We start from the raw sequence: 21,803 nt of genomic DNA on the forward strand, positions 1-21,803 counted from the left end.
CGACGGTATCGGCTGCGACTCCTGACATACCTAGGGCGCGTCGCGGCTAGCCTCCTCAGATGCGTCGCTACGCGATCCTGATCGTCCTACTGGCGACGGTCCTCACCGGATGCGGGACGAAGCTGCCGGACCCGTCGACCTGGCCGTCGCTGTTGGCCGGGCACGAGCCCCGAACACTCGAGGCGGCGACCGCGGCCGCGCAGGAGTGGGCCGACCGTCAAGCGGCGGGCGACTTCGACGGCGCCTGGCTCATGATGAGTGCCCAGGTTCAAAACGGGATCAGCCAGGCCGATTACGTCATCCTCAGCCGAGAATGTGGCACGGGCGCGGGCGATGTCCCGCTCACGATGGCCGGCGCGCGGATGGATGGCGATGTTCGGGCCATCGTTCGTGCCAAATCGCATGGAGACCCAGTCCAAATCACCGTCGTTTACGAGGGCGGGAAATGGTTGGTGGCGCCGGATGGCTACTTCGCGTTCGACCTGACCAAGCCGGTCGATGAGATCATCGCCTACCGGCGGGCGACCGGCAGATGCAGAAACCAGGCGCCCGCACCCACGTCCAGCCCAACGGCAGTACCCCCTTCCGCACCGGGGTGGTCGGATGTGAAGGAGGAAAGGCCGGGCGCGATGGCGCATCTCAGCGCGGTGAGGATCGCCCGCCGCGAGTTTTCGGATCGACTGGTCTTCGAGTTCACCGACCGGGTGCCCGGATACACAGTCGGATATCGATCGCTGCCTGCGCACATGGATGCGTCCGGCGAGGAGATCACGCTGCCCGGCGCAACCAAGTTGTTGCAGATCAGCCTCAGGCCGGCGACGGCTACCGGATGGGTCGGCGGTAAGCGCACCTACTTCGGTCCGGACACCGTGTCCGGTGACACCGCGACCGTTACGGAGCTCAAGGCGGCGGGCGACTTCGAGGCCGTGCTGACGTGGGTCGCCGGAATGCGGGGAGAGGCGCCATTCGGCGTCGATGTCCTTGCTGATCCACCGCGCCTGGTGGTCGACGTCGAACACTGACACTCTCGCACCGCCGCGAAGTGTCAGACTGAGTCCCTTAGGGCGCCAGGCGTAAGACGCCCGCGCGGACAAGCGGTTGGGTCAGACCGACCTTCTCTTCCGCGGTGAGCCCGCCCGGGAGTTCGCGCACGTGAGACCGACGAAACGATCCGTCACACGGGGGTCAACTGGATCGGAAGATGCGTCGGTCCGCGCAGAGAGGAGCTAGTCGACCAGGTCGTCTCGCCTACTGCCGATATGCGGGAAACCCGGCTCACCAACTCGCGCAGAACCGCATGCGCTTCCATCCTCGCCAGCGGTGCACCAAGACACATGTGCGCGCCGTATCCAAACGCCACATGCATCTTTGGATTTCGGTCAGCGTGATATTCGTCGGGCTCCTCGAATGCGAGAGGGTCGCGATTTGCCGCTCCGAATGACAGCAGCAGCCGCGATCCGGTGGGTATGGTCACGCCTCCGACGACGTAGTCGGCGCGGGTGTAGCGGTATAGGTTCTGAATCGGCGTGGTGATCCGTAGCATCTCCTCAACTGCCATCGGTATGAGGTCTGGGTTTGCGCGGACCATGTCGTACTGGTCGGGGTTGCGCGCGAACGTGTCGAACATTCCCCCCAACAGGTTGGTGGTCGTTTCATTGCCTGCAATCAAGAGGTGGATGGCGATCAAGAACAGCTGTTCGTCGGTGAGGCCGCCACCGGTGTTGTGTGCGAGTAGCCGACCCAATACCGTGCCGGAACCTTTGAGGCTGCCCGTGGCGAACTGCTGTAAAAAATAGCGACGTAACGCCGCCATGGACGCGATGGACTTTGCCGCGTCGACAATCCCCTGTGGGGTCGGGGAGAAATCCATGATGCGTACGCCGTCCTCGGACCAGCGACGAAAATCGCCGACGTCGCACTCGGGTATACCGAGAATCTGCGCGATCATTCGGATCGGCATCGGTATTGCCAACTGCTGCACCACATCACAACCTGGCTCGTAGAGAACTTCTGAGACCAGTTCGGTGGCCAGCTTGTCGACCATGCCCTGCCAGCTGTCCATGGCGCCTTTGCTGAACCCGGGCTGCACCTGCCTGCGCAGCCGAGCGTGCTCTGCACCATCGGTCAGTACGGCCAGCGGCGCGGTGAACTTGAGACGGGTCACCCCCTCTGCACTGGTGACCGTATCCGTATCGCGTAGCGCAGCCCGCACGTCTTCAAGACGACTCAAAATCCACGTCGCCCGCTTCGGGCTGTAGTGCACGCGACCACTGCGATGAAGCGCCCGGTAAGCATCAAAGGGTTGCGCTGCAGTTGCGCGGTCGAGGGGGTCGTAGTCGGTGTTGACTGCACCCGTCCAGCCGCGGTATCCGCGACGACGCGTCCGCACGGCGGCGGACAGATTCAGATGCGCCGCCTTCGCGAACGGCTTGACGGTTTCGACGACGCCTTGAACAGCTCCCCGCACGTCCATCGGCATGCACTCCTGTGGTTTACGTCTGACGCACCCGGCGTAACGCTACCCCTAGCGCAGAACTGACGGGATCATTCGTTCGTATGCCTGTGAAACACTGGCCCGCACGAAAACCACTCGTCGGAGAGATTCCAATACACGATGACAGCGGAGCAACACGACCGTTCCCGCCTGCGCCTTTATCGCGGAGGGCTGGTCACCACGATCGGTGTCGCTCATTTCGTGAAACCATCGCTGTTCGAACCGCTGAACAAAACACTGGGCTTCGACCACGACGCTCGGCGCCACGTCCTCATCAACGGTGCGGTCGAAACCACTATCGGTCTCACCATGATGATCCGCCCACTGCGGAAGGTCATGCCGCTGTTGTCCATCGCCTACTCGACGTATCTGACAGTCGTATACATCCGTTCCCGGAAGCCGCGACGTACTGGCATGGTCCGCAATTGACCCCTACCGTAGCGGCGACAGGCGGGTCATCGGTGGCTGTATGCCAGGTGCGGAACCCGCGACCGAGTTCGTGACCATGGAAAGTGCCCTTTACCTGAAGTGGGGCGGGCGGGGCTCGAACCCGCGACCAACGGATTATGAGTCCGCGGCTCTAACCGACTGAGCTACCGCCCCCGGCGCGATGCGCGGCACCATGTTCCCACATCGCTCGAAACCGGTGGTCAGGCGATATCGGCGTACACCGGTTGCCCGTCGTCGCCGATCGAGTACCGCTCCGTGCCCGACGCCACCCGCGGCGCGTCGGCCCCCAGCGACACCGCGATTTTGTTGCACGCATTGCGCATGACGTCCAGCGTCAGCTCGAACGCCTGTTTCTCCGAGAAATGGCGTCGCACGCCGGCCGCCACCTCCGCATCGATATTCGCCGGCGACCAGATCAGCGCGTCGACGTACCGCAGCGCCGCCTTCTGCGCGTCGGTCAGGCCCTCCGCCGAGTCGTACCGCTCGATCTGGGTGTACATCTCCTCCGACCCGCCCGAGTCCAGCGCGTCACCGTCGCGCAACGACTTGCACAGCCGGCAGTTGTGCTGCGTCGCGCCCCGCAACCGCACGATCTCCGTCGTCACCGGATCCAGCCCCCGCAACCGCGCCACCGCCGGCGCGAAGCCGTTCAGCAGCGCGCCGACCGGATCGGACTCGTGATCCCACTCGACCACCTTCGTGTAGCCCGGCCTGCCCAGGCCCAGCGCCTCACACCCGGCCCACAACCGCGGTATGAAGTCGGCGATGAAAATCGCCACGACGGTCCGAAACGCGTTGTCGCACAATGTCTCGAACAGCCGCTTACGCTGGTTCTCGCCGATCCCCGAGACGTCGGTCGCAAACTGCTCGGCGAACGCCGCCACCACCCGGTCCCCTTCGGTGGATTCGTCGACCAGGTCGACCTCCACCGCGAGCGGCGGCAACGACAACGCCCTGCCGCACGTCAACCGGATCAGCGTGTCCCGTTGGCTGTCACCCGACGACATCGCCACCAAACCCGCGATCCGATCGGCTAGCTCATCAGCGCCCACGCATCGATTATTGCGCTTTACTCACCGACGACATATGGAAGTCGGGAATCCGCAGCGACGGCATCGCCGCGCGCGTCGCCCAATCCCCCCACTCGCGCGGCAACGTCACCTCGCTGACGCCCGCCTCCGTCGTCCGCCGCAGCAGGTCCAGCGGGCTCTCGTTGAACCGGAAATTGTTGACGGCCGCCGTCACCTCGCCGTCTTCGATCAGGTACACGCCGTCGCGCGTCAGCCCGGTCAGCAACAGCACCGTCGGGTCGACCGCGCGGATGTACCACAGCGTGCTCAACAGCAGCCCCCGCTCGGTGCCGGCGATCATGTCCGCCAGCGGCGCTTCCCCGCCGGTCATCAACAGGTTGTCGGCAGGCACCGCCGGAGTCGCGTCGAACTCCGCTGCCGCGGCACGCGAATACGCCAGGGAGTGGATCGCGCCGTCGTGGATCCAGTCGACCCGGTCGATGTCCATCCCGTTGTCGAAGACCGAAATCCGTTCCGACGACGTCGATGTCGCGACGAACGGCGTACACGCCAGTCCCTCGGCATACGGATCGGAATACAGCGTCAGCGGTAGATCCGTGAGCCGCTCCCCCACCCGCGTGCCGCCGCCCGGCGCCGAGAACGCCGTGCGTCCCTCCTGCGCGCCCCGGCCATCCATCGACCACGTCAGGAAGATCATCAGATCGGCCACCGCCGACGGCGGCAGAATCGTCTCGTAGCGCCCGGCCGGCAACTCCACCGTCTTGCGGGCCCACCCGAGCCGTGTCGACAACTCGCCGAGCATGGAATCGATTGGCACATCGGCGAAGTCGGCGGTGCTTACACCCACCCACGCACTCGCGCCGTCCCGCTTCCCGTTGATCTCGACCGAACCCGTCGGCTGCGTGAACCGCCGCCGCAGCCCGCCCGAGGTCGCCACGAACGTCGTCTCCAGGATGTGCCGCGCATACCCGTACAACCGGTCGCCACCGCGGAACCCCTGGGCGAGACCGTCGGCCACAGGCAGGAACACCTCCGCTCCGGTGCTCGGCACTGGGGCATCCCAGTCCCGCGGGGCCTCACCGCCTGCCAGCAGCGGCGCGCTGTCGCGTGCCTCGGGCGCCGACCGCGCGGCCTCCTGCGACGCCGCTACAAGTCCCGCGATCGTCGATGGGTCCACCTCGCTGGACCGCACCGATCCGACATGCGATTCGCTGCCCTTGCGCACCACCGAGATCACCGTTGTGTAGCGCGTTCTCGACTCCCCGTTGGTGGTCATCGAGTTGCCCGCCCACCGCAACGACGCGTCGGCGCGATCGGTCACCAACACGATCGTCTCGTCGGCCCCTCCCCGCCGGGCCGCCTCGGCGAGCGCAATCTCCACGACCTGCTGCGCGCCGATCATGACCGCCCCGCCTCTTCGCGCGTGTTCAGCACGTTGATTCCGCGGAACAACGCCGACGGGCACCCATGGCTCACCGCCGCCACCTGCCCCGGCTGCGCCTTGCCACAGTTGAACGCCCCGCCGAGCCGCCACGTCGACGGCCCACCGACGGCCTCCAGCGACCGCCAGAAGTCCGTCGTCGTCGCCTGATACGCCACGTCGCGCACCTGGCCGTCGAGCCGGCCGTTGCGGATCCGAAAGAAGCGCTGGCCCGTGAACTGGAAGTTGTAGCGCTGCATGTCGATCGACCAACTCTTGTCACCGACGATGTAAATGCCGTCGTCCACGCGGGCGATCAGATCCTCGGTGCTCACGTCGTCGGCGCTGGGCCGCAGCGACACGTTGGCCATCCGCTGGATCGGCACGTGGTGCGGCGAATCGGCGTAGGCGCAGCCGTTGGAGCGCTCCACCCCGAGCCGCGGCGCGAACACCCGGTCCAGCTGATAGCCGACGAAGATGCCGTCGCGCACCAGGTCCCACTTCTGCGCCTGCACCCCCTCGTCGTCGAAACCGACGCTCGCCAAGCCGTATTCGACCGTCCGATCAGCGGTCACGTTCATGACTGGCGACCCGTAGCGCATGGTGCCGAGCTTGTCGGGCGTGGCGAACGACGTGCCCGCGTAGGCGGCCTCGTAGCCGATGGCCCGGTCGTATTCGGTGGCGTGGCCGATCGACTCGTGAATGGTCAGCCACAGGTTCGACGGGTCGATGACGAGGTCCGTTGGCCCAGCAGTCACGCTGGGCGCCTTGCCCTTCTCGGCCAGCCACGTCGGCAGCATCGCGAGTTCCTCGGTCCAGTTCCACACACCGTCGTCGGCGACATACTCCCACCCCCGCGCGGTCGGCGGGGCCAGTGTCCGCATCGTCTCGAACGACCCCGCGGCGGCGTCGACGGCGACCGCCTCGAGCGACGGCTGCACCCGCACCCGCTGCTGGGTGATCGTCGAACCGAACGTGTCGGCGTAAAACGTCTGCTCCTTGGCGGTCTGCAGACCCGCCGAGACGTGATCGACGCCGTCGGCCGCCAACAGCCGACCCGAGTACTCGCCGAGAACCGCGAGCTTGTCGGGTGTGCCGACCGTGAACGGGTCGATCGCATAGTCCGAAACCCAAGTGGCGTCGGTGTACACGGGTTCGGGCGCCAGCTCGATGCGTTCGGCGTTCAGCGCCGCCAACGTCCTGGCCACCCGCACGGCGCGGCGTGCGGTCTCGGCGGCGACATCGGCACTGAGCTCGGCGTGGGAGGCGAAGCCCCACGTTCCGTCGACGATCACGCGGACCGCCAGGCCGATCTCGCGGTCGACGACCGCGGTCTGCAGTTCACCGTCACGCAGTTGCACGTACTCGGAGGTGACCGCGTGGATGCGAAGGTCGGCGTAGCTGGCGCCCGCGGCCACGGCCGCCGAAGTCGCCGCATCGGCCAGCTGGTGGCGCGGCAGGTCCAGGAAGTCGGCGTCGACTCGACGGGTGGCTGTCACGTCCCCAACCGTAGTGGTGGCGCCGCCGGCCCGCTTTAATGACTCGGATGGCACAGCGCCGCCGCACCGCCGCGACCGCGTACGCGCTCCTGGCCCCGAGCCTGTTCGGAGTCGTCGCGTTCATGGTGCTGCCGATGCTCGTCGTGGTCTGGCTGTCGCTGCACCGGTGGGACCTGCTGAGCCCGCTGGAGTTTGTCGGCCTGCGCAATTGGCAGTCGGTATTGACCGATCCGTCCTTCGGCACGTCGCTGCTCGTGACCCTGCTGTTCGTCGCGTTGGTGGTGCCGACGCAGACCCTGTTGGGATTGGCCGCCGCCGCTCTGTTGTCCCGCGGTCTGCCGGGCAGCGGGTTCTTCCGCACGCTGTACGTGCTGCCGTGGATCTGTGCGCCGCTGGCGATCGCGGTGCTGTGGCGCTGGATCCTGGCGCCCACCGACGGGGCGGTCAGCGCGATACTCGGCCGCCAGATCGGGTGGCTCACCGATCCGACGCTGGCGCTGCCGGTGGTGTCGGCGGTGGTCGTGTGGACCGACGTCGGATACGTGACGCTGTTCTTCCTCGCGGGCATCCTCAACATTCCCACCGACATCCACAACGCTGCCCGCACCGACGGGGCGACGACGTGGCAGCGGTTCCGCCACATCACCCTGCCGATGCTGCGGCCGACGCTGTTCTTCGTCCTGGTCACCGGAATCATCAGCGCCGCTCAGGTTTTCGACACCGTGTACGCGTTGACCGGTGGCGGACCGCAGAACCGGACCGACCTGGTCGCGCATCGCATCTACGCCGAGGCGTTCGGCGCAGCTGCGGTGGGGCGGGCCGCGGTGATGGCGGTGGTGTTGTTCGTGCTGCTGGTCGGTGTGACGATCGTCCAGCAGCTCTACTTCCGGCGGCGGATCAGCTATGACCTCACCTAGTCGCGCCACGTCCGCCGCCGTCGTCTATCCCGTCCTGCTGGCGGGGGCGTTGATCACGTTGGCACCGTTCGTCCTCGGCCTGCTGACCTCGCTGCGGGATCCGCGCGCGTTCGACACCGAGTCGCCACTGTCGCTGCCCTTGCCGCCCACCCTGCAGAACTACGCCAACCTGACCGACGCCGGCTTCGGCCGGGCCGTCGTGGTGACCGCGCTGATGACCGCGGTGATCCTGCTCGGCCAGCTGACCTTCTCGGTGCTGGCTGCGTATGCGTTCGCGCGTCTGCAGTTCCCCGGCCGCGACGCGCTGTTCTGGGTCTACCTCGCGACGTTGATGGTGCCGGCGACCGTGACCGTCGTCCCGCTGTATCTGATGATGGCCGAGGCCGGGCTGCGGAACACGTTCTGGGCCTTGGTGCTGCCGTTCATGTTCGGTTCGCCGTATGCGATCTTCCTGCTGCGCGAGTACTTCCGGGGCATCCCGGGCGACCTCATCAACGCCGCACGCATCGACGGCGCCAACACGTTGGACGTGATCGTGCACGTGGTGTTGCCGGCGAGCAGGCCGATCCTGGTGACGCTGTCGCTGATCACCGTTGTCTCGCAGTGGAACAGCTTCATGTGGCCGCTGGTGATCACCAGCGGGAGTCGGTGGCAGGTGCTGACCGTCGCGACGGCGGGGCTGCAGTCGCGCTACAACGCGCAGTGGCCCCTGGTGATGGCGGCGACGACGGTGGCGATCGTGCCCCTGCTGGTGTTGTTCGTCGCGTTGGGGCGCCACATCGTGCGTTCGATCGTCGTGACGGGACTGAAATGATTCCGCGGCCCAGGTTTTCGACACTGTTCGCGACCGGTGTGGCGGTGGCGGGTGTGCTGCTGCTCGTCGCAGCCATGCTGCTCGGACAGCCGAACGATTCGGATGCACACACCGTGGTGACCGTGCGGCTGTGGGACGAGCAGGTCGCCGAGGCCTACCGAAAGTCGTTTGCCGAGTTCGGTCGTGAGCATCCCGGCATCGAGGTGAACCTCAACGTCGTCGCCTACTCCACGTATTTCGACACCTTACGCACCGACGTCGCGGGCGGTGGCGCCGACGACATCTTCTGGATCAGCAACGCCTACTTCGCCGAATACGCCGACGGCGGCCGACTGATGGACATCGGTCAGCCGCAGCGGGCGTGGGAGCCGTCGGTGGTCGACCAGTTCACCCGCGAGGGCAAGCTCTGGGGTGTACCGCAACTGACCGACGCCGGCATCGCGCTGTACTACAACGCCGACCTGCTGGCGGCGGCCGGCGTCGACCCGGGCGAGTTGGCCGCGCTGCGGTGGTCGCCGGACCCGGCCGTCGACACGCTGCGGCCGCTGCTGGCCCACCTGACGCTCGACCGCGACGGCCGCGCCGCCGGCACCGCGGGCTTCGACGCCCGGCGGATCCGGCAATGGGGCTACAACGCCGCCAACGACTTGCAGGGCATCTACCTCAACTACATCGGCTCGGCCGGCGGGGTGTTCTCTGTCGGCGACCGGTTCGCGTTCGACAACCCGCAGGCCGCCCAAGCGTTCAGCTATCTGGTGGGCCTGATCAACACCGACCACGTCGCCCCACCCGCGTCGGCGACCAACGACAACGGCGACTTCTCCCGCAACCAGTTCCTTCAGGGCAGGATGGCGCTGTTCCAGTCGGGCACGTACAACCTTGCGGCGGTCGCGGGCGCCGCCCCGTTCCGCTGGGGTGTCGCGCTACTGCCCGAAGGACCGGCGGGCCGGATCAGCGTGACCAACGGGATTGCCGCCGCGGGTAATTCGGCCACCGCGCACCCGGATGCGGTACGCGAGGTGCTGGCCTGGATGGGCAGCGCGCGCGGCAACGCGTACCTCGGCGCCGGCGGCGCGGCGATCCCCGCGGTGCTCGACGCGCAACGCATCTACCACGATTACTGGCGTTCGCGCGGCGTGGACGTGAGCCCGTTCTTCGATGTGCTCAAGGGCCGGCGCGTCGACGCTCCCGGCGGCGCGGGTTTCGCCGCGGGATTCGACGCGCTCAAGCCGTACTTCGACGAGATGTTCCTCGGCAGGCGCGCTGTGCCGTCGACGCTCGCCGCGGCCCAGCAGGCCGCGAACACCGCCGCGCAGCGGTGATCAACGGGTGACGGCGCTGGTCCCGGCGACCGTCAGCTCGAGCGCAAGAGCCACCCCGCACAGCGTCGCGACGATGAGGAACGCCCACCAGTCGATGGCTTTGGGGCCCGACGGTGCCGCCGAGATCTGGCCGGCCCCACCACGCGCCGTGATCGCATCACCCATCTCGTCGGCGCGCCGCAGTGCGACGGTGATGGCCGCGGCCAGCAGGTCGATCGCCTCCAGCCACCAACGGCGCCACCGTCCGCGGCGTCGCGTGTGCACCTGCTTCGGCCGAAGATTGCGCGCTGCGTAGAGCACACGGAACTCGTCGATCAGCATCGGGAACGCGCGCAGCGCCAACGCCAACGCGACCGCCCACTCGTCGACCGGTATTCGCAGCAGCCGCAGCGGTCGGCCCAGTTTCGCGACGGCCGGGGCGATTTCGGCGACGTTCGTCGTCCACGACACCATCGCCCCGAGCCCGAGCAGCACGATCGACAACGCGGTGATGCGCAGGAAGTTCAGCAGACCGCCCAGCCCGACGTCGACCGAGCCGACCGAGATGATCGGGCTGCCGCCGGCGAACGTCGCCGTCAACCCGCCCAGGAACAACAGCACCCACAGCCAGGGCGGCACCGACGGGAGCACGCCGCGCGGGATGTTGGCCAGCCGCGCCGAGATCAGCACCAGCACCGCAACGGCGCCGATCGGCACCCAGCCCGGGTAGAACGTCATCAACACGCCGATGGCCGCGACCAACAGGAGCTTCGTGCCCGCCCACAGTTGGTGGACCACGCTGTTGCCGGGCACGGGACGCAGCAGCACGACGCCCCGGCGTTGCCGCCGCTTCGTCGGCGCCGTCATGGCAGGCCTCCCGCCGCCGTCGGTGCGGGCACCAGCACGCCGCCTTCCAGATGCAGTGTGCGCGGGCACAACTCCTCCAGCCCGGCGAAGTCGTGGGAGATCACGACGACGGTGAGCCCGGCGCGACGGCGCAGGTCCACCAGCAGTCGCAGCAGTCCGCGCTGGCTCGTGGCGTCCAGGCCCGCGAGTGGTTCGTCGAGGATCAGGGCGCGCGGCGAGCGGGCCAGCAGTCCGGCCAGGACGACGCGCCGCATCTGGCCGCCGCTGAGCTGATCGATGCGCCGTTTGGCCAACGTCGCGTCGAGGCCGACCGTCGACAGCGCCTCGTTGACCCGGGCGCGATCACGCGGGGAAAACCCGGCAGCCGAGGCGATCTCGAGGTCGACGCGGCTACGCATCAGCTGCAATCGTGCCGCCTGGAACGAGATCGCTACCGCGCCAACCTGTTCCGATGCCGGTTTCCCGTCGAGCAGACACGCGCCGGATGTCGGCTCGGTGAGCCCGGCCATGATCCAGGCCAAGGTCGACTTTCCCGACCCGTTCAGGCCGTGGATCAACAGGCCATCGCCCTCGTGCACCGTGAAGGTGATGTCGCGCAGCGCCGTCGCCGCCCACGGTGTTCCGCTGCCGTACTCGTGGCTGACGTCGACGAGTTCCAGGACCGGGGGCGCGTCGGTGCCCGGTTCGACGGTCGCGACCGGGGCCTCGGCCGATTCGACCATGTCCGTGTTGTCGGCGGCGCCGCCGTTGCCCGTCAGGTCGACGGTGCGATCGGCGGCGTCGGCCTCGTCGTTGTAGTGCGTGATGTGCACGAGCGACATCTGATGGTGCCGCGTCAGCCCGGTCAGCACCGACATCAGTCCCTCGCGGCCCTCCTGGTCGACCATGCTGGTGACCTCGTCGGCGATCAGCAGCGACGGCTCACGTGCCAGCGCCGCCGCGACCGCCAGGCGCTGCAACTCGCCGCCGGACAACCCGCCGGTGTCGCGTTCGGCCAGGCCGTCGAGGCCCACCTCGGCCAGCAACTGGCCGACATCGGTGGCCTTACCGGGGGGCAGCCCCCAGACCACATCGTCGGCGACGCGGGTGCCGAGCACCTGGCTCTCGGGGTGCTGCATCACGACCGCGGTGCCGCCGATGCGGCCCAACCCGACCGCGCCCGGCCGTTCGATGGTGCCTGCCGTCGGCTCCCGGCCGGCCAGCATGAGCATCAGCGTCGTCTTGCCCGACCCGTTGGCGCCCGTCACGGCGAGGTGCTCGCCCGGTTCGACACGCAGCGACACCGGACCAAGCGCGTCGTGGTCGGTGTTCGGATAGCGGAACCGGACGTCGCGCAGCCGTGCCGGCACCGGGGCGATGGCGCCGACGTCTTTCGAGGACTCCAGTTTGTGGACGTCTGGGATGCCGGCCAGACGCTCCATCACCCGCGACAAGGCCCACCATCCAACGAGGCTGACGAAGGTGATCGACATCACCCCGGCGCTGAAGAACAGCAGCGGCCAGTAGTCCAGTGCCGTCGCGAAGTCGCGCTTGAGGCGGTCGGCCGCGCCCTCCATGTCGGGGATGCGGGCAATCACCGCGGCCAGGCCATTGATGTTGGCCGTGACGGATTCGAAGATCAGGTGGCGTAGGCGAGACAGGATGGACAGCGCCACCACCACGGCCGCGCCGAACACCGCCCCGGCGACCAACGCCGCGAAGAGCACCGTCGGGGTGCCGCGGCCGCGGCGTTTGACGATGCCGGTCAGTCCGCCGATGTAAGCGCAGTTCACGACGGTCATGAAGCCACCCATGCCGGCGATCAGGAAGGCGATGATGCCCCCCGCGACGGTCGCGCTGAGCAGCACGCGCACCCGGTAGCGATAGGCCAGCAGACCCATCGGCACCGTGCCGAGCAGCGCCAGACCCGCCGCGAACGGAACGACCACGGCGATGATCGCGGTGGCCGCGCACAGCGCCGCAATGATGGAGGCCTGCGCGAGTTCGACGGGACGCAGAGGGCCGGTATGGCGAGTTCGGCCCTCGGTCGCGGTCATTGCACGATTCTGCCAGCCGCGACGGGCCGGCCCCCACGGCGCGGTGCCCGACGGGTGTTTGAAACGCATAGCAAAACTATGTAATCTGGACGGCATGACCCAGACGCTCGGAGCTGATCTGCTGTCCGTTGTCGCCCGGATCAATCGACTGGCCACACAGCGGGTTCGTCTGCCCCTCGGATACGCCCAGGCGCGACTGCTGTCCACGATCGAGGACCAGGGCGAAGCCCGCATCTCCGATCTCGCCGCGCTCGACCACTGCTCGCAGCCCACAATGACGACGCAGGTTCGTCGCCTCGAGGACGCGGGCATGGTGTCGCGAACGGTGGACCCCGAGGACGGCCGCGCCGTGCTGATCCGCATCACCCCGAAGGGGGTGGACACCCTTCGGCAGGTGCGGTTGGACCGCGGTGCGGCGATCGATCCGTACCTCGAACGGCTCGACGCCTCCGACCGGGAGACGCTCGGCGAGGCGGTGCGCGTCTTGCGCCGGCTTCTCGACGATGCGTCGTCGCCGAACACGATCACCAAATAACCACCTAAGGAGAGTTCGCCCGTATGTGGCGTCAACCCAAAGCTGTCTGGGCCGTTGCCTTCGCGTGCGTCGTCGCGTTCATGGGCATCGGCCTCGTCGATCCGATCCTCAAGCCCATCGCCGAAACGCTCGACGCGTCACCGTCCCAGGTGTCGTTGTTGTTCACCAGCTACATGGCGGTCATGGGTGTGGCCATGCTCATCACCGGCGTGGTGTCCAGCCGCATCGGCCCCAAGCGCACGCTGCTGTTGGGGCTCGTCGTCATCATCGTCGGCGCCGGCCTGGCCGGAATGTCCGCCGACGTGATGGAAATCGTTGGCTGGCGCGCACTTTGGGGTCTAGGAAATGCGTTGTTCATCGCCACGGCGCTTGCTACGATCGTGAGCTCGGCGCGCGGGTCAGTGGCCCAGGCGATCATCCTCTACGAGGCGGCGCTGGGGTTGGGCATCGCGGTGGGTCCGCTCGTCGGTGGTCTGCTGGGGTCGATCTCGTGGCGCGGACCGTTCTTCGGGGTGTCGGCGCTGATGGCGTTCGCGGTGGTGGTCACGGCCTTCCTGCTGCCGTCGACGCCGCGCGCCGAACGCGCGACAACGCTGGCCGATCCCTTCCGCGCGCTGCGTCATCGCGGCCTGCTGGGCGTGGCGATCACCGCGCTGCTGTACAACTTCGGCTTCTTCACCCTGCTGGCGTTCACGCCGTTCCCGCTCGACATGAGCGCTTATCAGATCGGCCTGATCTTCTTCGGCTGGGGCGTCGCGCTGGCCTTCACGTCGGTGGTGGTGGCGCCGCGGCTTCAGCACCGGTTCGGCACCGTGCCCGTGCTGCTGGTCAACCTGTTGGCGATGACGGCGACGCTGCTGGTGATGGCCGTCGAGACCAACAACAAGGCCGTGCTCGCGACGTGCGTGGTGGTCGCGGGGTTGTTCATCGGCATCAACAACACGCTGATCACCGAGACCGTGATGAAGGCCGCGCCGGTCGAGCGCGGCGTCGCCTCGGCGGCCTACAGCTTCGTGCGGTTCTCCGGCGCCGCGCTGGCGCCGTGGCTGGCGGGCGTGCTCGGCGAGCAGGTCAACGTCCACATGCCGTATTGGGTCGGCGCAGGCGCCGTACTGCTCGGCGCGGGCGTGCTCGCGCTCACCCGCTCGCACCTCGCGGGCATCGACGTCGAGGAGCGAGAACTCGACGCGCTCAGCGAGGCGACCGCGGTGACCGTCGGCGACAGCTGATCAACTGCGCGGGAACCGCAGCATGCGGCGGGCGTTCTCCTCGACAATCAGCGCACACTCCCCGTCCGGAACGCCGGCCAACACCTCCGCGGCCCGCTTGCGCGAGTTCGGCCAGTTCGAATCCGAGTGCGGGAAGTCGATTTCGAGCGTGATGCGGTCGACGCCGATCGTGTACCGGTTCTCCAGGCCGTGCTCGTCATCGATAAAGCAGCCGTAGAAGTGCGATCGGAACAGATCCGAAGGACGCGAGTCGAAGTCGATCGGCTGGTAGTACCGGTGCCGCTCCCACACGTAGTCGGCGCGTTCCAGGATGTACGGCACCCATCCGATTCCGCCCTCGGACAGCGAGAACTGCAGATCCGGGAACTTCTGCAGCTTGCCTGAGAACAGCAGATCGACGGTGGTCCACATCAGGTTCGTCGAGAACAGCGTGATCGCCACCGCGAACGGCGCGTCCGGTAGGGCCGGCGCCGGCGAGTTGGCCAGCGCCGAATACGAAAATCCCGGAACGAACGAGCCGGAGCCGAAGTGCAGCGACACCGGCATTTTCGCGTCGGAGCACACCTGCCACAGTCCGTCCCAGTGGTCGGAGTGGAACGAGGGCAGGCCCATCGGCACGGGACTGTCGGGGAATGACACGGTGCGCGCACCCTTTTCGGCGACGCGTTCGGCCTCGGCGACGGTTTCGTCGATGTCCCACACCGGCAGGATCGCCAGCGGGATGTAGCGCTCCGGGGCGGTGGCGCACCACTCGTCGATGTAGAAGTCGTTCCACGCCTTGACGCACAGCAGCGCGAGTTCCTTGTCCTGGCCGCGGAAGAACGTGCTGCCGCCGAATCCCGGGAACGACGGAAAGCACAGTGCGGCATGCACGCCGTCGAGGTCCATGTCCGCGATGCGGGCCACCGGGTCGTAACAGCCCGGGATCATGTCCTCGTAGCGGACGGGATCCATCCCCCACTCCTCAGGCGGCTTGCCCGCGACCGCGTTGAGGCCGATTGTCGGCAGGATCTGCCCGTCGTAACTCCACAGATGCCGGCCTTCGATTTCCACGATGCGCGGGCCGTTCTCGTGAAACCTCGCCGGCAGCCGGTCCTGCCAGACGCGCGGATGTTCGATCAGGTGGTCGTCGACCGAGACGATCTGATGGTTGTCCTGCAATGGCATGGTGTGCCTCCTAAGCTCTCGGTAACGTGGGCTGCATGGAAGATGCGGAATCGTCTGGGGGTCCCGACACGACGCGCAAGCGGGTCGACGAGGACGACCACGATCTGCTCACGTTCGGCGAGGTCGGGGAACGGCTCCGCATCGAAATCGCCTCCGCCCGAACCGCTGTCGAGCAATCGGAGTCCAGCGGCGACGCCGCCGCCCTCGAACAGGCCCGCGCCCGCCTGGCCGCGCTCGAGTCCGCCGCCAAGCGCAACAGCGCCGGAGGCATCAACGACGCGAACTTCGAGAAGTTCTTCGGGTATTCGGGCACCGCGAAACGCAATCTGCCCGAGTAGCCGTTCGTCGCGTGCACTGTTGTCACCGTTCTCATGGCCGCGGTGGGCAGGGTGGATTCGGTCCCACACCACACATCCCGTGATGGATGTAGCTGGGCACGTCGACGGCCGGTGGCTGCACCTCGGCGTGCTGGTTGACCAGGTTGAAGCCCAGGTTGAACACCAGCATGATCAGGTTGAACACCGCTGTGAGCGCCAGGATTCGCACCCCGGTGACCGTGCGCTTGTTCTTCAGCTGGTCGATGCCGATGTCGGAGATCATCCGGCCGTTGCGGTCGCGCAGACAGTAGATGGCGATGGACGAGACGCTGACCAGGCCGCCGAAGACGATCCCTTCGTACAACGGGAACTGGTACATGGTGCCTTTGAAGATCGACCAGGTGTCGTCCACGCGCAGGTAGGTCCACAATCCGATGCGGTGGAAATACTGCTCCAACACGATGTCGAGCACGATGAACAGCACCAGCATCGCCGCCAGCACTCCCGCGGTGTTGATGCGCGGCCGCACTTTTCGCATCCGGGCGATCACCTGATCGATGCCCATGATGGCCAGCGGTGTCAGCAGGATGTAGCTGGCGAGAAAGTAGATGATCGGCTGCGGGTTCTCGGCGCCCTTGTCCACCCATCCGGGGATGAATTCACCCCACGTGCCCATGTTGAAGAATCCCGCGTTGTACCCGAACACGGGCCGCACGGCGTTCACCCCGGGGTCCTGCCAGGCGGCGAGCAGCCAGGCCACCACGAAGATGCCGACGGGTGGAAGTTGCCTGTCGCGCCGGGTCTTTCGGATCATCCAGATCAGGAAGACCACGCCGCCGATCATGCATCCGATTTCCCAGAACCGGATCCAGGCGATGCTCGACGCGGGGATCGGGTCGGGCCCGGTGGGCGCCGGCGCGAACTTGCCCGAGAAGACCCAGCGTCCGTAGACGTAGAGCTGGAACACCACGAAGAGCGCCCCCAGCCGGGCCAGCCAGACGATCGGGGGCGAGTCGCGGTAGGTCTTGGTGGGCTCGGGGAGGAACTCGGGGGCGTCGGTGTGGTGGTGGGTGGTCACGTGACTGCTCCTGTCCGCGTGAAGGCCTCGATGACCTTTGTGCCGTACTGCCTGCGCCGCCGCGGGCTGACGAGAAAACCTGGTGGGGAATGGAATCCGAGGTCGGGAAGCGCGCTGCGGGCGGCGAGCATCGCGCGTGCCTGTTCGGCGTCACCGCACGCCGCCATCGCCCAGAGCATGTCGTCGGTGACGTGCCTGCCGATCGCGCGCGCGTCTCCCCCGGCGAAGTCCGCCCGGATCGCGGCCACCTGGTCCTGCCAGCCATGCAGGGCCACCAGCGAGTCGTAGGTCTTGACGGTCAGATAGAACGCGATCTGCAGCTTGGCGTCGTCGATCGCGCGCTGGGGGTCCTCGTCGTCGATCGCGGTGATCACCCAGCCCCATCGCAACAGGCTCGCGGGGTCGCGGCCGGCGCGTTGCGCACCCAGCGCCAGATTCGGCTCAACGATTTCGGTCCACCACCGGTCGGTGAACAACCCGTGTCCGAGGACGCCGTCGACCACACCGCCCACGGTGCGCAGCATGTGGACATTGAACGCACCCAACAGGATCGGCACCTCGATCCGTCCCAGGACAGGCGCGTGGATCCGGGCGTCGATGTGGTAGAAGTCGCCGTCGAAGGCGATCCGCTCACCGTTGTCCGCCTCCAGGAACGCCCGGATGCAGCGCACCAACTCGGCCATCCGCGGCGCCGGATGTGAGGAGTCAACCCCGAACCAGTCGCGGTTCATCCGGCCCGTTCCCGCGCCCAGCCCGAGGAACACCCGGCCGGGCGCGATCTTGTCCAGGTGCCGGGCGGCCGCGGCGTGGACGAACGGCGACCGGGCGAACGCGTATGCGATGCCCGGCCCGATGCGAGCGGTGGTGGTTTCGTGCGCCATCTCCGACGCAGTGACATACGCGCCGGTGTCGGCGAACTCGCCCGCGCAGAATGCCGCTGCTCCAGCGGATTCGGCCTGTCTCGCGAGTTCACCGCCCGGCCACGGCATCGCCCACTGCATCGGCACGTCCGATCAGAACTTCAGGGTGGCGCCGGCGTCGACCTTGAGCTGCAGCCCCGTCACGTAACGGGATTCGTCGGAGGCCAGGTAGCAGATGCCGTGCGAGATGTCCTCGGGTTCCACGTAGGGAATCGGCATGCCCTGCATCATCGGGAAGGTCAGGATCGCGTCGTCGAGCGACGGATGCTCGAGGTCGGGCCGGAACATCTTGTACATCGACTCGTTGTGCAGCATCGGGGTGTTGACGTTGGTCGGGTGCACCACGTTGACCCGGATCGACTTCGGGGCCAACTGGTTGGCCAGCGCCATCGTGTACTTGTCGATGAACTGCTTGGCCAGGTTGTAGCCCGCTCCCCCGGAGCCGTTCGGGCCCATGCTCGCTGCCGGCCCGGCCTTTTCGGCCAGCAGCCCGGCCACCGATCCCACCGTGATGATCGATGCGCCGGCCGAAAGGTACGGCAAGGCAACGTGGATGGTGTTCACCACGCCGAGGAAGTCGACGTCGAAAGCGTTGGCGAAGGCGTCGATGGGCTGGTCGGAACCGAGCGGGCAGATGCCGGCGTTGGCGACGACCACATCGAGCTTGCCGAGTTCTCCCACCGCGGACTTCAGCGCATCGGCGAGCGCGGCGCGGTCACGCACGTCGACGACGGCCGTCACCGCTCGGCGACCGGTCTTTTCAACCTCCCGGCCGGCCTCCTCGAGGTCGTGCTCGGTGGACAGCGCGTATTCGTTGTGTTCGACGTCGCCGCAGATGTCGAAGAGGATGATGTCGGCGCCTTCCTCGGCCAGTCGCACGGCATGCGACCGGCCCTGGCCTCGGGCGCCACCGGTGATGAGGACGACTTTGTCCTGCACTCTGCCCACGTTCGTTTCCTTTCGTCGGATATCTATCGGCCGGTCGTGTCGAGTTGTTCTCTGAGACGGTGCTTTTGCACCTTGCCGCTGATGGTGCGCGGGAGCTCCGGGACCACCACGATGCGTTCGGGGGTCTTCTGGCGGGCCAGCCCGCAGGCCGCGAAGTGCGCTGCGGCGTCGGCGGTGTCGAAGGATCTGCCCTCCTGGAGCACCACGAACACACAGACCCGTTCGCCGTATTTCTCGTCGGGGGCGCCGACCGCGGCGGCTTCGGCGACCGCGGGGTGGCTGCTGACGACGTCCTCGACTTCCTTCGACGAGATGTTCTCGCCGCCGCGCACGATGATGTCCTTCTTGCGGTCGGTGATGGTCAGGAAACCGTCGGCATCCATGCGCCCGACGTCTCCGGTCCGGAACCAGCCGTCGACGAAGCCGGCCTCGGTGAAGCGGGGGTCGGTATAGCCCCGGAACAGTTCCGGTCCCTGCGTGAGGATTTCACCGTCGGCTCCGGTGGGCACGTCGCGACCGTGCTCGTCGACCAGTCGGATCTGGGTGCCCGGAGCGATCCGGCCGTCGGTGTCGGCCCTCTTGTCCAGCGGATCCTCCGGGCGACCGACGCTGATCGTGGGGTGTTCGCTGGACCCGTAGCAGCGGTAGGCACCGATGCCGAACCGATCCGCGCGCTGGATCAGCGTGCCCGCGACGCCGGCGGCTCCGGTGGTGTACTCGCGCAGGCTCGACACATCGAGGCCGTCGCGTTCGGCGACGTCGAGAATGCCGCCGAGGTGGATCGGTGCACCGGCGGAGACGCTCACGCCGTCCTGGGCGATGAGCCGGGCGGCGGCTTCGGGGTTCCACGCGTCCATGGCGATCGTGTTTCCGGCGCGGCACAGCATGCGCAGGATGCCCAGGGTCCCTGCGATGTGTCCGGCCGGGAACACCGCCAGCGTGCTCTGGTCGGCATCGGTGTGGCGCAGCGCATCCATCGCACGCAGCTCCCCGAGCAGCGAGCCGTGGGTGTGCTGGACGCCCTTGGGCTCGGCCGTCGTCCCCGACGTGTAGACCAGCACCGCGCGGCTGTCTGATTCGGGGTGAAACGGCGTGAAATCCGTTGCCCGCGTGGAGGTCAGCTCTTCGATGGGGGTGGTGCCCGCCGCCGCACCGCCCACCACGATGCGGTGTTGCAGCTCGGGCAGGTCGGCCAGTGCCGCCACGGTCGCACCGGTATCGCGGTTGCGGAGCTCGCGCGCCAGCACGATGGCGCGCGCCCCCGACTGTTGGGCGATGAAGGCGACCTCGGCCGGCCCGTAGATCGGCACGATAGGCAGCACCACCGCACCGCACAGCCAGGCCGCGGCGTGGACGGAGAAGCATTCGCGCCAATTCGGCAACTGGACGGCGACGATGTCACCCGGCCGGATCCCCAGCCCCGCCAGACCGGCCGCCAACCGCATGCTCTCGTCGAACAGTTCGGCGGTGGTGAACCGATCGGGACGGTCCGCGCTGTGCACCATGACCGCGGTGTCGGGGTGGTCGCGGATGAACCCGGCGATCTCGTCGGGGATGTTGTCCGCGGCTGCCACCGCCGGGCGGCCGGATTCGGTCAGCACGACAACAGCACGCATCCGGCTATCGGGCCGCCCCCTGCGGAAGCGACGGCGACTTCGGAGCGTTTGGGTATCGCCGTGTCGGTGGCCAACCCGCGCAACTGCTGGCACGCCTCGTACAGCACCCAGTACCCGTGCATCCGACCCGCCGAGAGCTGACCGCCATAGGTGTTCAACGGCAGCTCACCATCGCGCGCGATGCGCGCACCGCCGTCGACGAACGGACCGCCCTCGCCGTCGGCGCAGAAGCCCAGGGCCTCCAGCCATGCCAGCGTGAGATAACTGAACCCGTCGTACAACTCGGCCACATCGACGTCAGCAGGTTTGAGGTCGGTCTGCGACCACATGTCGGCTGCCGCGTCGTGCATCGCCATCTTCGGGTAGTCGGGACGGCCGGTCCATCCGCCGGTGCCCGACGCGCCGCCCGCTGCTTCGATGGTGACCGCCCCGTTGGGCGCGTCGGCGCGGTGTTCGGCATGCGAGAGCACCAGCGCGATCGAACCGTCGACCGGCACGTCACAGTCCAACAGGCCAAGCGGTGTGGAGATGGGCCTGGCATCGAGATACTGCTGAATGGTCATCGGGTCGCGGTACACCGCCAGGGGATTGCGTGCGGCGTTGCGCCGGGCGTTCAGGGCGATCCAGCCGAGTTGCTCTTTGGTGGTGCCGTAGCGGTCCATGTGAGCACGGCAGTGCATGGCGAGCCAGTTTGCGGCCGAATACGCATGTGCGGCAAGCAGATAGCCGACCTCGGTCATGTCCATCCCGGTCGCGGGGCGCTTATTGCCGGATTCCGGCGGCCGGTCGGCAGCACGGCGATCCACGGTGCCGCCGATCATCTGCACGGTCCGGTACACGAGCACATGGCGCGCCCTGCCCTCGGCGATCAGGTCACGAGCCATGACCACCGGGGTCAGCAACCCGTTGCGGCCCATTGCCGGCCCGTATTCACCGATCTGGGCGATGCCCAGCGCGCGGGCCGCCTCCTCTGCGGGAGTGTCACCGAGCGTGAGCACGCCGTCGATGTCGCCTGGCGTCAGACCTGCGTCGGCGATGGCCGCCGAGGCCGCGGAGACGGTGAGATCCAGCGCCGGAATGCCGGTGCGGCGGCCGATCGCGGAGATTCCGGCGCCCGAGATGACCGGCGGGCGCGGCGGGCTGGACATCCGTCCTCCTTCGGAT

General features: G+C 67.5%; 20 protein-coding genes and 1 tRNA gene. 8 read left to right on the plus strand and 13 right to left on the minus strand.

What is annotated here, in order from left to right:
* Nucleotides 1–59: 59 nt before the first annotated feature.
* Nucleotides 60–1,022: an AMIN-like domain-containing (lipo)protein gene (locus A5752_RS17305; RefSeq protein ID WP_067087940.1), complete on the plus strand. Its 963-nt coding sequence runs from the start codon at nt 60–62 to the stop codon at nt 1,020–1,022.
* A gap of 152 nt (nt 1,023–1,174) precedes the next feature.
* Here the strand turns inward: A5752_RS17305 and A5752_RS17310 are convergent, their stop codons facing one another.
* Entirely contained in the window at nt 1,175–2,473 is a 1,299-nt protein-coding gene (locus A5752_RS17310; protein WP_067088096.1) for a cytochrome P450, read from the minus strand.
* A gap of 222 nt (nt 2,474–2,695) precedes the next feature.
* On the opposite strand from A5752_RS17310, the gene A5752_RS17315 reads away from it, so the two are divergent.
* Entirely contained in the window at nt 2,696–2,923 is a 228-nt protein-coding gene (locus tag A5752_RS17315; protein ID WP_156613947.1) for a hypothetical protein, read from the plus strand.
* 100 nt (nt 2,924–3,023) lie between these two features.
* Here A5752_RS17315 and A5752_RS17320 read toward each other — a convergent pair.
* The 4 genes from A5752_RS17320 to A5752_RS17335 form a co-directional block, all read right to left on the minus strand.
* A tRNA-Ile gene (locus tag A5752_RS17320) sits at nt 3,024–3,097 on the minus strand.
* A gap of 47 nt (nt 3,098–3,144) precedes the next feature.
* Nucleotides 3,145–3,951 (minus strand): carboxymuconolactone decarboxylase family protein, encoded by an 807-nt coding sequence (locus A5752_RS17325; RefSeq protein WP_067088098.1) that lies wholly within the window; start codon nt 3,949–3,951, stop codon nt 3,145–3,147.
* A gap of 52 nt (nt 3,952–4,003) precedes the next feature.
* Nucleotides 4,004–5,377, minus strand: coding sequence for a metallopeptidase TldD-related protein (locus A5752_RS17330; RefSeq protein ID WP_067087949.1), 1,374 nt, complete (start codon nt 5,375–5,377; stop codon nt 4,004–4,006).
* Nucleotides 5,374–6,894 (minus strand): TldD/PmbA family protein, encoded by a 1,521-nt coding sequence (locus A5752_RS17335; RefSeq protein WP_067087951.1) that lies wholly within the window; start codon nt 6,892–6,894, stop codon nt 5,374–5,376. The genes A5752_RS17330 and A5752_RS17335 overlap by 4 nt, the downstream gene beginning before the upstream one ends.
* A gap of 38 nt (nt 6,895–6,932) precedes the next feature.
* Between A5752_RS17335 and A5752_RS17340 the strand changes: the two genes are divergently transcribed.
* From A5752_RS17340 to A5752_RS17350, 3 genes are read left to right on the plus strand one after another with little or no spacing between them, the layout of a single operon-like run.
* The gene (locus A5752_RS17340) at nt 6,933–7,811 is read left to right on the plus strand and encodes a carbohydrate ABC transporter permease (protein WP_156613949.1); all 879 of its coding nucleotides are present in this window, start codon (nt 6,933–6,935) and stop codon (nt 7,809–7,811) included.
* Nucleotides 7,798–8,625 (plus strand): carbohydrate ABC transporter permease, encoded by an 828-nt coding sequence (locus tag A5752_RS17345; RefSeq protein ID WP_067087956.1) that lies wholly within the window; start codon nt 7,798–7,800, stop codon nt 8,623–8,625. Before A5752_RS17340 ends, A5752_RS17345 begins: the two co-directional genes overlap by 14 nt.
* On the plus strand, nt 8,625–9,947 hold the full coding sequence (locus tag A5752_RS17350; RefSeq protein ID WP_067088100.1) for an ABC transporter substrate-binding protein: 1,323 nt from the start codon (nt 8,625–8,627) through the stop codon (nt 9,945–9,947). The genes A5752_RS17345 and A5752_RS17350 overlap by 1 nt, the downstream gene beginning before the upstream one ends.
* Here A5752_RS17350 and A5752_RS17355 read toward each other — a convergent pair whose 3' ends face one another.
* Both A5752_RS17355 and A5752_RS17360 read right to left on the minus strand, forming a co-directional pair.
* Nucleotides 9,948–10,793, minus strand: a complete 846-nt coding sequence (locus A5752_RS17355; protein WP_067087958.1) for a CbiQ family ECF transporter T component — start codon at nt 10,791–10,793, stop codon at nt 9,948–9,950.
* A complete protein-coding gene (locus tag A5752_RS17360) occupies nt 10,790–12,829 on the minus strand; it encodes an ABC transporter ATP-binding protein (protein ID WP_067087960.1) in 2,040 nt (679 codons plus the stop codon). Before A5752_RS17360 ends, A5752_RS17355 begins: the two co-directional genes overlap by 4 nt.
* A 94-nt stretch (nt 12,830–12,923) precedes the next feature.
* On the opposite strand from A5752_RS17360, the gene A5752_RS17365 reads away from it, so the two are divergent.
* Nucleotides 12,924–13,364, plus strand: a complete 441-nt coding sequence (locus A5752_RS17365) for a MarR family winged helix-turn-helix transcriptional regulator (RefSeq protein WP_067087962.1) — start codon at nt 12,924–12,926, stop codon at nt 13,362–13,364.
* A 23-nt stretch (nt 13,365–13,387) separates the two neighbouring features.
* Nucleotides 13,388–14,593: an MFS transporter gene (locus tag A5752_RS17370; RefSeq protein ID WP_067087964.1), complete on the plus strand. Its 1,206-nt coding sequence runs from the start codon at nt 13,388–13,390 to the stop codon at nt 14,591–14,593.
* Here the strand turns inward: A5752_RS17370 and A5752_RS17375 are convergent, their stop codons facing one another.
* Nucleotides 14,594–15,760 (minus strand): amidohydrolase family protein, encoded by a 1,167-nt coding sequence (locus tag A5752_RS17375; protein ID WP_067087966.1) that lies wholly within the window; start codon nt 15,758–15,760, stop codon nt 14,594–14,596. It lies immediately after the preceding gene.
* Nucleotides 15,761–15,795: 35 nt separating this feature from the next.
* On the opposite strand from A5752_RS17375, the gene A5752_RS17380 reads away from it, so the two are divergent.
* Entirely contained in the window at nt 15,796–16,098 is a 303-nt protein-coding gene (locus A5752_RS17380; RefSeq protein WP_067087968.1) for an acyl-CoA synthetase, read from the plus strand.
* Between the two features lie 31 nt (nt 16,099–16,129).
* On the opposite strand, the gene A5752_RS17385 is transcribed toward A5752_RS17380, so the two are convergent.
* Genes A5752_RS17385 through A5752_RS17405 form a run of 5 tightly spaced genes read right to left on the minus strand, consistent with a single transcriptional unit; the run spans nt 16,130 to nt 21,787 of the window.
* On the minus strand, nt 16,130–17,155 hold the full coding sequence (locus A5752_RS17385) for a spirocyclase AveC family protein (RefSeq protein ID WP_156613953.1): 1,026 nt from the start codon (nt 17,153–17,155) through the stop codon (nt 16,130–16,132).
* Nucleotides 17,152–18,156 carry an LLM class flavin-dependent oxidoreductase gene (locus tag A5752_RS17390; protein ID WP_067088104.1) on the minus strand — a complete coding sequence of 335 codons (1,005 nt, stop codon included), beginning with the start codon at nt 18,154–18,156 and terminating at the stop codon, nt 17,152–17,154. Before A5752_RS17390 ends, A5752_RS17385 begins: the two co-directional genes overlap by 4 nt.
* A gap of 12 nt (nt 18,157–18,168) precedes the next feature.
* Nucleotides 18,169–19,023 carry a mycofactocin-coupled SDR family oxidoreductase gene (locus tag A5752_RS17395; RefSeq protein WP_067087970.1) on the minus strand — a complete coding sequence of 285 codons (855 nt, stop codon included), beginning with the start codon at nt 19,021–19,023 and terminating at the stop codon, nt 18,169–18,171.
* A 23-nt stretch (nt 19,024–19,046) separates the two neighbouring features.
* Nucleotides 19,047–20,639 (minus strand): class I adenylate-forming enzyme family protein, encoded by a 1,593-nt coding sequence (locus A5752_RS17400; RefSeq protein WP_082963933.1) that lies wholly within the window; start codon nt 20,637–20,639, stop codon nt 19,047–19,049.
* Nucleotides 20,618–21,787, minus strand: a complete 1,170-nt coding sequence (locus tag A5752_RS17405) for a thiolase family protein (RefSeq protein ID WP_067087972.1) — start codon at nt 21,785–21,787, stop codon at nt 20,618–20,620. The genes A5752_RS17400 and A5752_RS17405 overlap by 22 nt, the downstream gene beginning before the upstream one ends.
* Nucleotides 21,788–21,803: the final 16 nt, after the last annotated feature.

It is taken from the genome of Mycobacterium sp. 852002-51961_SCH5331710 (assembly GCF_001665535.1).
In the GTDB taxonomy this organism is placed as follows: Bacteria; Actinomycetota; Actinomycetes; order Mycobacteriales; family Mycobacteriaceae; genus Mycobacterium.

Excerpts from the sequence above, each read along its gene's own strand:
- A5752_RS17370 (WP_067087964.1), top strand. The coding sequence starts at position 13,388 with ATGTGGCGTCAACCCAAAGCTGTCTGGGCCGTTGCCTTCGCGTGCGTC.
- A5752_RS17390 (WP_067088104.1), bottom strand. The coding sequence starts at position 18,156 with ATGCAGTGGGCGATGCCGTGGCCGGGCGGTGAACTCGCGAGACAGGCC.
- A5752_RS17305 (WP_067087940.1), top strand. The coding sequence starts at position 60 with ATGCGTCGCTACGCGATCCTGATCGTCCTACTGGCGACGGTCCTCACC.
- A5752_RS17400 (WP_082963933.1), bottom strand. The coding sequence starts at position 20,639 with ATGCGTGCTGTTGTCGTGCTGACCGAATCCGGCCGCCCGGCGGTGGCA.
- A5752_RS17375 (WP_067087966.1), bottom strand. The coding sequence starts at position 15,760 with ATGCCATTGCAGGACAACCATCAGATCGTCTCGGTCGACGACCACCTG.
- A5752_RS17380 (WP_067087968.1), top strand. The coding sequence starts at position 15,796 with ATGGAAGATGCGGAATCGTCTGGGGGTCCCGACACGACGCGCAAGCGG.
- A5752_RS17365 (WP_067087962.1), top strand. The coding sequence starts at position 12,924 with ATGACCCAGACGCTCGGAGCTGATCTGCTGTCCGTTGTCGCCCGGATC.
- A5752_RS17345 (WP_067087956.1), top strand. The coding sequence starts at position 7,798 with ATGACCTCACCTAGTCGCGCCACGTCCGCCGCCGTCGTCTATCCCGTC.
- A5752_RS17405 (WP_067087972.1), bottom strand. The coding sequence starts at position 21,787 with ATGTCCAGCCCGCCGCGCCCGCCGGTCATCTCGGGCGCCGGAATCTCC.
- A5752_RS17330 (WP_067087949.1), bottom strand. The coding sequence starts at position 5,377 with ATGATCGGCGCGCAGCAGGTCGTGGAGATTGCGCTCGCCGAGGCGGCC.
- A5752_RS17355 (WP_067087958.1), bottom strand. The coding sequence starts at position 10,793 with ATGACGGCGCCGACGAAGCGGCGGCAACGCCGGGGCGTCGTGCTGCTG.
- A5752_RS17325 (WP_067088098.1), bottom strand. The coding sequence starts at position 3,951 with ATGTCGTCGGGTGACAGCCAACGGGACACGCTGATCCGGTTGACGTGC.
- A5752_RS17340 (WP_156613949.1), top strand. The coding sequence starts at position 6,933 with ATGACTCGGATGGCACAGCGCCGCCGCACCGCCGCGACCGCGTACGCG.
- A5752_RS17360 (WP_067087960.1), bottom strand. The coding sequence starts at position 12,829 with ATGACCGCGACCGAGGGCCGAACTCGCCATACCGGCCCTCTGCGTCCC.
- A5752_RS17310 (WP_067088096.1), bottom strand. The coding sequence starts at position 2,473 with ATGGACGTGCGGGGAGCTGTTCAAGGCGTCGTCGAAACCGTCAAGCCG.